10 protein-coding genes are annotated in these 13,819 nt (G+C 50.9%); 1 reads left to right on the top strand and 9 read right to left on the bottom strand.

The window, feature by feature from the left end; genetic code table 11:
• Window positions 1-204 precede the first annotated feature (204 nt).
• On the top strand, window positions 205-6,078 hold the full coding sequence (locus tag GRH90_RS09960; protein WP_162365788.1) for a hypothetical protein: 5,874 nt from the start codon (window positions 205-207) through the stop codon (window positions 6,076-6,078).
• Here GRH90_RS09960 and GRH90_RS09955 read toward each other — a convergent pair.
• From GRH90_RS09955 to ihfA, 9 genes are all read right to left on the bottom strand, one after another.
• Window positions 6,070-7,521, bottom strand: coding sequence for a protein adenylyltransferase SelO (locus GRH90_RS09955; RefSeq protein ID WP_162365787.1), 1,452 nt, complete (start codon window positions 7,519-7,521; stop codon window positions 6,070-6,072). The two genes, GRH90_RS09960 and GRH90_RS09955, sit on opposite strands and share 9 nt — an antisense overlap.
• Before the next feature lie 132 nt (window positions 7,522-7,653).
• The gene (gene lplA, locus GRH90_RS09950) at window positions 7,654-8,670 is read right to left on the bottom strand and encodes a lipoate--protein ligase (RefSeq protein ID WP_162365786.1); all 1,017 of its coding nucleotides are present in this window, start codon (window positions 8,668-8,670) and stop codon (window positions 7,654-7,656) included.
• A 36-nt stretch (window positions 8,671-8,706) separates the two neighbouring features.
• The gene (locus GRH90_RS09945) at window positions 8,707-9,165 is read right to left on the bottom strand and encodes an NlpC/P60 family protein (RefSeq protein ID WP_162365932.1); all 459 of its coding nucleotides are present in this window, start codon (window positions 9,163-9,165) and stop codon (window positions 8,707-8,709) included.
• 41 nt (window positions 9,166-9,206) lie between these two features.
• Complete coding sequence (gene btuD, locus GRH90_RS09940; protein ID WP_162365785.1) at window positions 9,207-10,007, bottom strand: vitamin B12 ABC transporter ATP-binding protein BtuD; 801 nt, start codon at window positions 10,005-10,007, stop codon at window positions 9,207-9,209.
• A 14-nt stretch (window positions 10,008-10,021) separates the two neighbouring features.
• Window positions 10,022-10,573: a glutathione peroxidase gene (locus tag GRH90_RS09935; RefSeq protein ID WP_162365784.1), complete on the bottom strand. Its 552-nt coding sequence runs from the start codon at window positions 10,571-10,573 to the stop codon at window positions 10,022-10,024.
• Between the two features lie 56 nt (window positions 10,574-10,629).
• Window positions 10,630-11,634: a vitamin B12 ABC transporter permease BtuC gene (btuC, locus tag GRH90_RS09930; RefSeq protein ID WP_162365783.1), complete on the bottom strand. Its 1,005-nt coding sequence runs from the start codon at window positions 11,632-11,634 to the stop codon at window positions 10,630-10,632.
• 260 nt (window positions 11,635-11,894) lie between these two features.
• The gene (locus GRH90_RS09925; protein WP_162365782.1) at window positions 11,895-12,386 is read right to left on the bottom strand and encodes a DUF2502 domain-containing protein; all 492 of its coding nucleotides are present in this window, start codon (window positions 12,384-12,386) and stop codon (window positions 11,895-11,897) included.
• A gap of 181 nt (window positions 12,387-12,567) precedes the next feature.
• Window positions 12,568-13,341: a DUF2502 domain-containing protein gene (locus GRH90_RS09920; protein ID WP_162365781.1), complete on the bottom strand. Its 774-nt coding sequence runs from the start codon at window positions 13,339-13,341 to the stop codon at window positions 12,568-12,570.
• 180 nt (window positions 13,342-13,521) lie between these two features.
• Window positions 13,522-13,818, bottom strand: a complete 297-nt coding sequence (gene ihfA, locus GRH90_RS09915; protein WP_011411244.1) for an integration host factor subunit alpha — start codon at window positions 13,816-13,818, stop codon at window positions 13,522-13,524.
• Window position 13,819: the final 1 nt, after the last annotated feature.

Genomic DNA, 13,819 nt, shown 5'->3' with positions numbered 1-13,819 from the left:
TACGGCGCTAAAATATCATTTTTTTCTAAACCAAAAACAAAGCGTGAAGTTTATTTTTAAAACAGGGTGATATAGTGTTACCTGCCAGCAGATATTCCCATTAATAACCCGTAAAAGTAAATGAAATAACGATTAGCGACGATAATTTTCCCTTATGACAACGTTATCATTCATTGGCGTAGCCTAGGGTATAAGGAAATATTTATGAATAATGTATATAAATCATCAAATAATGTTTTTTCAAGCCAGACTCAACATTTCCGGCCTAATACAACATCAACGGTTTTTTTGCACCACTATGCTGAATCAATTATTAATGTCAAAAATATTTACACTGGAAAAAAAACCAGCCACATCCCAAAAAAACGGCAAATCGATATCTGCCTAAATAAAAAACGGGCAAGGGATATTAATGATAAAAAAGTTGATCATTTATTTTGTTGCGTCAAAGAACTTAGAAGTAACTTGGACTGTTTATTAAATCCGGGTAATGAAAAATATATTAATATTGAATTGGACTACGGAAAATTTTCTATTTTGACTAAATGCATTTCACTGCCCAGCGGCAGGTCGATTTATGCAGGATGTTTTGAGAAAAACCTGATCATATCAGACGGTAGTAATTATTATATCGAATGCCCCCGGCAAAACAAACCAACGCTTGTGGCAACGTTATCAAGCCTGATTGCGCACCTCACGCAGGGTAGCGGTTGGCCCGACGCAAACGGCCGGCCCGGCTGGATGCAAAGCGCCTTTAACTGGTTTAGCGACATGCGCGACCCGCTGGTTTTTCCCCAGGCCGGCGCCAAGATGATTTATCCCGCCAATTTCAGCTCACAATCCGTCCTCTATAGCGCAAAGGCTGAATTTTCCGCGCAGTTGGCACCCGGTGGTCCGACGGAACGCGATATAGACTTTACCCAGCTAGCTACCCTATCGCCCCTGGCGACGCCGGCCTCAGCGTATTTACCCAGTGCCACCAATACAACGGCCGACATTTCCAGTCAATTAATATTTAATATCGATGGGCATGAATTTAAAATTTTACCCGCCAATCTCGAGGCCGAAACTCAGCTACAAAGCATTATGCAAGATTTTTTGCAGCACAAAACCTATGCAGCAGCTAATTCATTGGCAATGTTGCTCGAATTTGACGCGTATATAGGGCGAAAAATGGCGATAATATTTCATCAAGGTCTCTATCTCAAAGATAAAAATCAATCGTTGAATGTTATCGTTTTCAAGATGTGTTCTGAAAATATTATTTTGACCATGGGGATATTAGCGGCGGAAAATTCAGACACGGCTAAACTCATAGTAAAACATGCCGTTAATCAAATTAGGATAAGCGATTACATTCTCGATATTGAAAAGAAAGTCACCAAAGGCTCACGCCGTGTTGATATGGATATTATCAATGATATTGTTTCTCACCTAAAGAATAAAAGCTTCGCCATGGCAAAAGAGAAAATAATTGAAAAAATAATGGATGCAGAGCATGATGACAAAATTCATCTCGAAAAAAAATTACATTACCTTTCGTTGTGCCAGGAGGCTTTTGATGAATATCGCCTCCAGTTGACCTTAGATAATTTCCCTCCATTGGCACGGATGTTATATTTAAACACTCAACAGATTTATAGCGCATTGATTGGGGGTGAGCCTAGACACTTGGCAGACTGTTTAGTGAAATTAAAATTTTATCATATATTTGAATATACACGTCTAAATGGCATTAGCATATTTAGCTTAAATTTCATTTTGCCAGGAGAAATAACAAATTTATGGCGTATTTTTATTGAAGATGAGCATGAATTCGACAAAGATAGAATGGACAAAATATTCACTGAAGATCTGTTAAGCTTTATTTACCAACGAAAACCCGCACATTTGTACCTGGATAAGCTATTGGATTTAATCAATTTGTCCCGCCTGGATGAAAGAAACGCCGGCGACAGTGTGAACTGGTATGAAAAAAATCTAAAGCCATTCAATCATGCCCATCAAATTTTATCGAAGCTCATAGAAAATAATTATATTGAACAAGTTAAATTTCATGAGCACCGTGCTTGGCATGATGAATTTACGAGAATTATACACAGTGATAAAACGATTTACATTTTATTGACGTATTTAACCAACCTGCAAAAATTATTTATTGATATTACCGTCGAATATTTGGTTGATAAAATACGCTTAACAGCGGCAACACAAGAGCAACGTATAATAGCGGCTAAAATCGAAGCGGTGCGGGACGAGTTTGGAACGTGGGCGCGAGATAAAGATGATTTTAGTATATTGACAAAATATCTGGATCTTGAAAAGGACGGTCATCTAGTTATTTTGATCAAAGCGGCGGTATTATGGTATTTTTCTCAACAAGATAACATCAACGATGAATCCCTAAACACGATTAATGTGCTTGCTGTTCTTAAGCAGTTTATATCCGCTCAGCAGAGAATAATGCTTGAGTATAATTCTCGTCATCAACAAAATTTTACCAGTATTTTCCAGCTTAAGACTTCATCACAAATACATGACCTAGATGAATATTATCTACAATTCAAACATTATAAATTGCATGATTCTTTTTCAGAAGCACAAAAATTCACCATGCGTGCTTTAGACAACTCGGCCATAAATTACATAGACATTATATACCCCTCAGAATATATATTATGTTTTAAGGTATTTTCCCGCAATTATGTTCCTAACTATTTGAGCCCATTTACCTCAACCTACCTGCCTGGAGAAAATATTGGGTATATAATGCTTGTAAAATTATATAGCAACCGCATCATATTGGCATCCACGCTAAACGGTTTACCTTTTATTACTGATATCGATAACCATGAAAAAAATGACGTCATCAACCAGCTAAAAGTGTATTGGACTGATTGTAAAACCAGTTTAAATTTAAAAAATAGACCTTATTTTCCAATGAATGAAACCACATTGTTAACGCTGATCCCCAGCGTTGATGCCAATAGCCACCGGTCAACGTCCATGTTAGATATACTCCTGCATCCCCCGGAGGAACAATCGCTAGACATTGCCGCACCTGAATATACATTGGTTGCCGTAAAAAACAACGATATTGATTCAATTTTATCAGATTACACGCCTAATCGTAATGATTTTTTTCAACCATTAAGCATCAATAATTCATTAATGACTAATTTCGACTATTTATATCAGGCAACCTTAATATCAATTACCGACGTATTAAAAGACAGCTTGCGCGAATATACTTGGCTGGAACATGTTGTTTCTTTTATTCCGTTTTTTACTACGTTGTTCCGTCACTGGCATGATGAAGAGCATAAATTCGAATTTCAGGAAGTTATTTTTGATATCTATGATCTGATATCAACATTGGTATCTCTTGCCGGACAATTCAAAAATCTATCCGAAAAAACATTAAAACAGGCCTTACATAAAGCCATCGCCCAGAAAGTTAGCCATAGCCATATCAAAAGCTTTATCATCGATGAGCTCATTAATTCATCTTCTGGAATAGGGGTAAAAATGACAAAATCTGTATTTAATGAAATATCTTCTTTTTATAACATCATTCATCCTTCAGGAAAAGCATTAACAGTTTTTATTGAGAACATACAATTTAAAGTCCTGGAAACCATATCTCTAGCCAATCAATTAATAAAATCCGAGAGCTTGCAAAAAAAAATGCTACGCCAGCCTTGGAAATCGGATGTCGATGAAAAAACCTTAAAAACATTAACTACCGGTGTTTTCACGGAAAATTCAACAGCCTCAGAGAATTTTTTTGTCATCAATGATAATGACTACTTCCCGGTTTTTTGGGATAAATATTACGGCGAGTGGAGAATTATTAACTCATATGGCCCTGACTATAAGAATTTAGCCATTCCGGTTGCCCGGAGCCATTCTGGTAACTGGGTAGCCAGTGTTGGTCAACTGGTCGACCTTAAATTTTCATCATTTAGCTTCAGCCCTGTGCATCCCAAGTGGTTTGACAGTGCGAAGATAATTATCATCGAGCCGGCCAGAATTATCACTAATGTAAAACCCCCTGACAATGACTTGATACGTTTTCATAAAAAAATACTTAACTTTTATCTGCAAAGGCATTATTTTTCGCAGCGGGTCATAGGTAGGAAAGTTGAATATGATCTCTTCCTTGATAAATCTTTTCACTCTTTTTCCATCAAACATGAAATCCTGGCATTACAGGAGTTTGATGGGTTTTCCCATGATAAGAAGGCCGCGGAACTGGCGATTAAAACGATGAACGAGCAGGATGTTAGCATAGTGCATTTGCGCGCCATATGCGGTTGGCGCAGTAAGCATGACATTATGGCCAAGACGTACTTCGCTTTGCTCATTGAGCTAAAAAATTTAAAATATGTTATTGATTTAGAAGATATTCGTTCCTCTTTAGGCATCATTGACAAAGGAGATGTCTTTATGGAAGACGAGTGGATTATGATGATGAACAATTCGCCCTCTATATTTGAATTGATCAAATTCAAAAATTTTTATTATATTACAGATGCCAAATATTTCAGCTATCGAGAGGCCACTGCGCCTTATGCTTATATAAAAAACGGTTTTCTACTGAAAGAACCCATTTGGTACAAGCCTTTAATGATTAGCAAAACCAATATCTCTAAGAAAACAAATATTTCATATGGACATGCCGATAAACATGATCTTCTGCTTGCAGCAAGGGCATTGCGTAACAAACCAGGTGGTTACGTAGATAAAGAAAAATTCCTCTTAGATGTTTTGTGGCATGCTGGATTACTTGACAATACGGGTGCTGCGAACTTACTGCGCATGATAAAACTCGCTAAAACCGACCACGTGATGAGTCAGGCGATTTTAGGTAATATGCAAAAAGCATCTTCTTTGGTAACACTATTAAAGGTAAATAAAGGTAAACTTGTCGCCTTTTATGATTCTTCAAATCACCTTAAGCATTTATCATTATGCTTAGGTAATGGCCGTTTTATAGGATTGGGGAATGATTTTTTTGGTTTAACGCCTCAGTCAAGATCCTCGCTAATCATTGTTGAGCAAATGGGCGTTTTTATCCATGGCATACTGAAACCATATCACTGTGAAAAAAAATTTTCTGTCTTTGCCGGTGATGCTTTCGGCGCAACCGATGATACCCAGGTGATACTGGACGATCCTCCTAAAAAAAAGATACCTCAATATTCAAGCGATGGCCGTATTAAAGGGTACCTTGAACAACTGATACCTCGGGAACAGGTTCTGCTGGGCAAAAAATGCCATATCGCCGTCATTGGCAGTGACAAACCGCGTTTGTCTATTAAATTTCATGGCGCGCCGTTTAATGTTAATAATCTGGATGCCATTGAATTCTCGGATATCATTAAGGGGCTTGCCTATCTTGATGGCGCAAAATTCGCACTAAAAAATATTACAGGCATCGACCTGGGTTCCTGCTTTTCTGGCTATGGACGCCGCTACTCCACCGCGCAGATACTTGCCGATGAGCTCGGCATGAAAATCCGCACCGCGCCGCATTATATTACTGACGCGGTACGGCGAAGAAGACCGGAATGGTTTCATGATTTTGAGCCATGCGACGTTCGCATAACTAACAGGGGCAACCTCAGCCTCAGCCAAGCGTCCTCTTGGCATAACGACCAAGAGTTTATAGACGTGCAGGTTACACATCGCGCAATGCATGATGTTATGCATGAAGTTCGCGAGGTTATTCGCAGGCTGGGCTCTGTTCGGCGTAGGCGAGATATTGAACAAAGCCCATTACTTGGTGTAGCCAAGCACGTCCCGTTTATTTATATCGATATATTGCAAATATTTTTTACGCCAAATCGTCATCATCCCCGCACCGTGGGTAATATTACCTTAAATTCCAACTCACTTTTATTGCTTGATAAAATATTGATGGATTACGCTATTATTGGTGACGAGGAAGATTTCATTATCGAACAGGCTTTTATGGATATTATTTTATCGATCGATGAGTTTAAATATTTATCTGACCGGTTTAACCACCTTGCGCCCCAGAGCGAACCAGGCCGGCAAAGGGTCTCAGCTTGAGCAGGATATCTCCAGATGCCTGCCCCACTCCGGCGGCGGCGCCGCCAGGTCGTCAAGCGCCGGATTATCCTCGAATGGCCGGCGCAGGGCCTGATGGAGACGGCTTAAAAACGCGGTATCGTTATGTTCGGCGCCTTCGATGGCCCGCTGGGCCAGGTAATTGCGCAGGATAAATTTGGGATTTTTAGCCAGCATCGCCTGCCTGCGACTATCGGTATCCTTTCCTTCCTGCAGCAGCCGCCGGCGGTAAACCTGATACCAGTTGTCAAACCCCGCCAGGTCCTTCATTTCATCGCGCAGCAGCGAGCGGGGATTATCAGCCTCGCTTTCGCTTAACAGCCGGAATACCCGCGTATAGTCGCTGCCTTCACGCGCCATCAGGCCAAGCAGGCCGGTAAGGATGGCGTTATCTTGTTTATCGCGCGTGGCAAAACCCAGCTTGGCCCGCATTTCTTCCCCATAGGCGTCCATCAGCGCCGGCTCATAGCGATCAAGCGCCTGCTCCAGGTCGCTTACCGGCATCAGCCCGGACAGCGCCTGCGCCAAGCGGTGCAGATTCCATAACCCTACCGCCGGCTGGTTATCGAAGGCATATCGCCCCTGATGATCGGAGTGATTGCAAATATAACCAGGTTGATAGGCATCGAGAAAACCGAACGGCCCATAGTCGATGGTGATGCCCAGGATCGACATATTATCGGTATTCATGACGCCATGGGCAAACCCCGCCGCCTGCCATTGGGCGATGGTGCGCGCCGTCCGTTCCACCACGTCGGCCAGCCATAAACGGTAGCCGTCCTCCAGACCCGCCAACTGCGGCCAGTGACGGCTGATAGCATAATCCGCCAGCTGTCGTACCTTATCCGGCTCGCGTCGATAGTAAAAATGTTCAAAATGGCCGAACCGCACATGGCTTTCCGCCACCCGCAGCAGCATGGCCCCCGGCTCCGGCTTTTCCCGCCAGACCGGCTCGTCGCTGGTCACGATAGTCAGCGCCCTGGTGGTGCCGATGCCCAGATGGTGCAGCGCTTCGGATGCCAGGAACTCACGCACCACCGAGCGCAGCACAGCGCGGCCGTCGCCCATACGTGAATAGGGCGTCAGACCGGCCCCTTTCAGGTGCCAGTCCATGGCCCGTCCGTTCGCCAGTTGCTGTTCGCCGAGCAGGATGCCGCGCCCATCCCCTAATTGGCCGGCCCAGGCGCCGAACTGATGGCCGCTGTAGACCTGCGCCAGCGGCTGCATGCCGGGCAGCAGTTGCTCACCTGACCACCAGGCCGCATGCCGGGCAGCGAACAGCTCGTCGGCCAGTCCCAGCTCATCGGCCAAATCCGCGCTGTGATAGAGCAGCCGCGCGCCGCGCAGCGGGGTCGGCTCAAGGGCGGTATAAAAGCCGGGCAATTGCTGAAAATAGCTATTATTGAATACCGGGGTTGATGCCATGGTTGCCTCCTTATACAAGTGTAGAACGTCCGGCGGCATATATGGCGACGGCCTGGATTGATTTGGCGCGAAGTTTGCCCGGCCTTGCGCCGCGCGGGCCGGTTTGTCCCTGAGCACCCGCCCGAGGCCCCGCTAGCGCACGGTGGCGGTCAGCCAGGCGGTAAATTCCGCGAGCGACGCCCGTTCCTGCGGGAAATCGGCCATTATCCGATGGCAAACCAGCGCCATATCTGCGGGCCGGTAGGCCACGCCCGGCAGCGCCTGGGCCAGCGCTTCCAGGGGGGTAGGATTAAGACTGTCGGTAAATAACCGGGCGCGGGCGATCGCGCCGTGCTCCACGTCGACATGCAGTTCCACTCCGCCCCAGCTAAACCGGGTATCCAGGACCTGGCTGAACGCAGGGGCCTGGCCAAAGTTCCACTCCCAGCTGCTTTGCCTGGCAAACAGCGCGGCAAAACCCGGCAGGTCCGGGACGCTTTGCGGTGAAATGACCTCTGGCTCCACCGGCTCGCCATACCATTGGCTGAATGCGGCCTGGAGATGGCGGCACAGCAGATGGTGCTCGACGGCGGGCATCACCTCGACCAGATTGGCTACCCTTGCGCGTACTGACGTGATCCCTTTGGCCTGCAGTTTTTTCGGGTCGGGATTAAGATACAACGCCAGGCGGTCGAGATCGGCGTCCAGCAGCAGCGTGCCATGGTGAAATCCGCGGTCCGCCGTTTCGCGATACGCGGAGCCGGAGAATTTACGTTCGCCGTCCGGGGTCGCCAGCACCAGATCGTTGCGCCCCGAGGCGGTGGCCGCGATGCCCATATCCCGCAGGCCGTTAAGGATGATTTGGGTCGAAATGGATTTGTCGTAACCGGGCTTGCCGGCCATAAAGGTAAAGCAGGTATTGCCCAAATCATGAAATACCGCGCCGCCGCCGCTGCTGCGCCGCGCCAGTTTGACGTTATCCTGCGCCATACGCCGGGTATTGCACTCTTTCCAGGGGTTCTGCGCGCGGCCAATCACCACGGTATCGGCGTTGCGCCATAAAAACAGCACCCGCTGGGTAGCCGGCATTTGGCGAAAGATGCACTCTTCCACCGCCAGATTGAACCAGGGATCGTAGGAATCAGACAGCAATAAACGCAAGGTTGACATATTCTTCTCCGATCGCGAAGACGTCCGGCCCGCCGATCAAATGCGCCGCGCCTGCCAATAGGCTTTACGCCAATAGACATTGTTCAGCGATGAACGGACGACGCCGCGGCTGGTCGAGGCATGGATAAAAAGGTCGTCGGTATCGTAGATGCCCACATGCAGCCCGTTGCTGCCGCTGCCGGTTTTGAAAAAGACCAGATCGCCCGGCAGCAGATCATCCCGCGAAATACGCGTGCCGATGTCGGCCTGCGCCTCGGTGGTGCGCGGCAAGATGATGGCGAAACGATCCCTGAAGGTGCGGAAGACAAAACCGGAGCAGTCCACCCCGCCCTGGTCCAGTCCGCCATAGCGATAGGGTACGCCGTGCCATTGGCGCAGCTGTGCGTGGAGGCGCGATTTCACCTCGCCGGCATCGGCCAGCCGCGGATCCGGGCTTGGCGCATGGTGGCTACAGCCGGTAATCAGTAACGTCGCGGCCAATAGCCAGAAGGACATCCGTCTCATTGTATGCTCATGACTTGATAGGTTAACCATGCTTAGCAAAAAGCACCCGAGACGACCTGCGACGGCGCGCCTGATGCCACCAGCCAGCGGCGCCCGCCGGCCTGGAGCAGGGTGAAATCCACGCCGAACACCGGCGACAGGACGTCGGGGCGCATCACCTGCCCCACGCTGCCCTGCGCCGCCAGGTTGCCCGACGACATCAGCCATACCCGGCTGGCATGATGCAGGGTATGGTTAAGGTCGTGCGCGCAGGCCAGCACGGCGATACCGGCGTCCGTTAACTCCGCCAGCAGGGCATCGAGCGCCACGCGCTGGGCGATATCCAGGCTGGCGGCGGGTTCATCGAGCAGCAGCAGGGTCGCCAGGGGATTAACGGCCGGCCAGATTTGCAATAACGCCGCCGTGAGCCTGGCCCGTTGCCATTCACCGCCTGACAACTGGTTTAGCGGGCGATTGAGCTTGTCCCCCAGGGACAACGCCGCGGCCAGATAGCCGACTGTCCGATCGACCGCCGCCTCGTCGGCATTGTGCGGCTGGTGCAGCATCAGGTACTGGAATACCGGCATGGCGGCATAAGGCAACGCCTGCTGGCACAGATAGCCCCGCCGCAGGGCTAAATCAGCGCCATGCCACTGGGCCACCGGCCTGCCGAGCAGGCTGATGTCGCCCGCCGCCGGCATCAGGCCGCCGATACAGGCCAGCAGCGTGCTTTTGCCCGCGCCGTTAGGTCCGATGATATGAATCAGGCTGCCGGGCGAGACCTGGGCCGATATGGTCGCAAGACGGCGCGGCACTGAGACCTGGCGCAGAGTTAAACACGACGACGGCCGCATCGACGGGACGCCGTTTATTTGGCCAAGGCCCGTTTGATGGCATCGAGGATAATGGGATCCCGCGGTGTCATATCCGGCGCGAAGCGCTCGATAACGGTACCGTCACGCCCCACCAGGAATTTTTCGAAATTCCATAAAATATCCTGTGGCTGTTTTGGCGCGCGGCCTTTTCCCGCCAGGCGGTCGTAGAATGCGCTGCCTTCAGGTTTTATCGCCGTGGCTTTCGCGGCAATCAGCGCCCGGTACAGCGGGTGGCGGTGCGCGCCGTTGACTTCGATTTTACTGAACATGGGAAATTCGACGCCAAAGGTGCCGCGGCAAAACGCCAAAATTTCGTCGTCGCTGCCGGGCTCCTGGCCGGCAAATTCATTGGAGGGAAATCCCAATACTTCCAGTCCCTGCGCATGCCAGGACTTATACAGGCTTTCAAGCCCCTCGTATTGATCGGTCAGGCCGCATTTCGAGGCGACGTTGACAATCAGCAGTACCGAGCCTTTATAATTTTCCAGGGTGGTGGTCTCCCCGGTAATGGTTTTCAGCGGCAGGGTAAAAATAGTATCAGTCATCTGAATCTCCTACAGGTTACAGGTAAAATCAGCAGCTTAACCTCTTGGGCACAAGCTTATCCCCTTATCCGGATTAATAGCCAGATAAATATCGGCGAGCCGAGGGTGGCGGTGACCACGCCTATCGGCAGCTCGGCGGAATACAATGCGATGCGGGCAATCACGTCCGCCAGCAGTAGTACGCCGGCGCCGGCCAGCGCGCAGCCGGGCAGCAGCCGGCGATGATCGGTCAATCCCCACAAGCGCAAAATATGCGGCACCACCAGGCCGATAAAACCGATCACCCCGGCCAGGGCCACGCTGATGCCCACCATCCAGCCAAAGGCCAGTACAAACAGATTACGCCAGATAAACACCGACAGGCCCAACTGCATCGCCTGCTGCTCGCCCAGCGCCAGCAGGTTCATGACCCGGCCCTGCAGGCATAGCCAGATGATAAACGGCAGCAGGGACAGGACCAACCATTTGTCGCGCCAGTCCACGCCGCCAAAGCCCCCCATCATCCAGTACAATAATTGGCGCAGATCCAGGCTGGTACTGAAATAGACCGCCCAGGTCATCACCGCGCTGCACACGATGCCGAGCGCGACGCCGACCAGCAGTAGCCGGGCGTTGGAGGCGCGGCGCCTGGCGAACCACAGCAGCAATAGCGTGACCGCCAGCGCGCCGCCCACGGCGCACAGGCCTAGCCCCCATACCGGTATCAGCCCCCGGCCAAGCAGCACGCCGAGGGTCAGCGCCACGCCGGCGCCGTTGGCCACGCCCAGCAGCCCCGGTTCGGCCAGCGGATTTTCAAAAATATTCTGCATCGCGGCGCCGGCAAGCGCCAGGGCGGCGCCGACGGCCATCACCGCCAGGGCGCGCGGCAGCCGCAATTGCCAGATAAAAACCCTGGCCGTATCGTCAAGCCACCGGGTCGGCCAGTACCAGACTTCCCCGGCGCACAGGCTTATCAGCAGGGCGATAAGCAAGAACAGCGCTAGCGCGCGTATGCGTACGGTATCGTGGCGATATTGCCGATATTTAAGATCGCTGAACAGAGAATCGTTTGACGGCGTCATCGCTTGAGGTCCGGTAATATAAGGTAATCAAAAGCATGGCGAAACGGCCTTTATCCTACCGGGATTAACGGCAAAGCGGTAGCGCGAAAAATGGGGGGAAACCATCGGTACGGCTCAGGCGGCGCCAGCCTAGCCGGATCCCGCGCCGCTGGAATACCGGGTTCTGGGGCGCATCGGGTAAAAAAACGGCGCCCGAACAGGGGGAGACCTGAAGGCGCCGGCGTAAAAGACCAAAAAGGTCAATACTCTTTCTGCTGTTATTATTGTTGCGGCGGTTTTATCGGTTCGCCGGCGGTTCCCTGATTCTTGCCATCCTGGCTTTTATTATCCTGGTTTTTGCCGTCATGTCCGGCCCGCGCCTGCCCTTGCTTACCGTTGCCGCCATTCTGCTGGAGATTGGCATTAGGCCCGCCGCCGGTGTTATGGGATGAAGTTTTATGAGCGGCAGGCTGTTGGCGCGTCTTGTCGCGGTTACCGTGCCCGGCGGGCGGTTTTGGCGACCAGCGGCCGCCGTCCCAGTATTCGCCGTGCTTGTTGCGTTCACCTAAATGCTTGCCCTGATGGCCGCGCCACCAGGCAGGCGTGCGCCAGTCATAGCCGTCCCAATAGTAGCCGCGGTCATTCCGCTCGCCGATCCGTACCGAAACGCCCGGCGCGTTGATATTGACCGACACCCCGGCGATTGCGCCAAGGGGTAGCGCACTAGGCGTTACCAACAGGGCCATCGCCAATAATGCTGCTTTTTGCTTCATATTCTGTTTCCCTGAATTCGTTTGCTAATGGTTATAGCAGTCGTCGAAAAGCATCACTATCAGGCATGGGTGGATTTGCATTACCCTTACGCTAACCAGACGGAATACTTACACTTAATCCTGGCTGCTCACGGCGATCGGCAAAAAAAAACCCGGCTGCCGGGCCGGGCGCAATGCTATGTTAATGCGGCTTGGGCTTGATAATTTCATGGCCGCCCTGCTGCGGCTGGCCGCCGCCGTTCTGCCGCGGACGATTGTCATGGCCGCCCTGCTGTGGCTGGCCGCCGCCGTTTTGCCGCGGACGATTGTCATGGCCGCCCTGCTGTGGCTGGCCGCCGCCGTTCTGCCGCGGTCGATTGTCATGGCCGCCCTGCTGCGGCTGGCCGCCGCCGTTCTGCCGCGGTCGATTGTCATGGCCGCCCTGCTGCGGCTGGCCGCCGCCGTTCTGCCGCGGACGGTTATCGCGCCGGTTGTCATGATCCCATGTGGAAAAGACCTGCTGGCGGCGCGGCCCAGGCCCAGGGTAGCCACGAACGCGCCGGCCATAGCCGGGAGGCGGCGCAATCGTCCAGATGCCGTTATACCAATACTGGCCCCGTTCGTTTCGCATGCCTTCAGGCATATCTTCTATCCAGCGTCCGCCGTCCCAATACCAGCCGAAATCGTTGCGATCGCCGATATCATCATCCTCGTGATCGTACCACCACTGCGGCGTACGCCATTGGTAACCGTCCCAATACCAGCCGCGCACGTTACGCTCGCCGACGTGCCGGCCGCGGTGATCGTACCACCAATGCGGCGGACGCCACTCGTCGCCATCCCAGAAATAACCGCGCTGATCTTGGCTGCCGAGGTTAATCACCATGCCTGGACCATTGGTGCTGATATACACATCCGCCAGCGCGCCGCAGGGCATTAGCAGCGCCAGCGCACATAATAAAGTGGCCTTTTTCATCATCTCAACCTGTGGCACAGATACGATTTGCTGCCGTTATAGCAGTGGGCATCAGGCCCCACTATCAGACAACGCCGCCTTTACGATAAACACGCCATTACCTTACGAAAAACTGACGGCGCCGGCGCGCGACGAAAAAAAAGGCCGCCCATGGCGGCCTTTCTGATGACTGACAATACATCACTCTTTAGGTGAGGCATTCTCGACACGGCTTTTCAACTTTTGCCCCGGACGAAAGGTCACCACCCGACGGGCAGTGATAGGGATATCTTCACCGGTTTTCGGATTACGCCCTGGACGTTGATTTTTGTCGCGCAGGTCAAAATTACCAAAACCAGATAATTTCACCTGCTCGCCATTTTCCAGCGCTCGCCGGACTTCTTCAAAAAACAGTTCCACTATCTCTTTGGCATCCCGTTTGCTCAGCCCGAGCTTTTCAAACAGGTATTCTGACATTTCAGCTTTAGTAAGCGCCATA

The organism is Acerihabitans arboris (genome assembly GCF_010131535.1).
GTDB lineage: Bacteria > Pseudomonadota > Gammaproteobacteria > Enterobacterales > Enterobacteriaceae > Acerihabitans > Acerihabitans arboris.
This window is presented reverse-complemented; position numbering and strand designations above follow the sequence as displayed.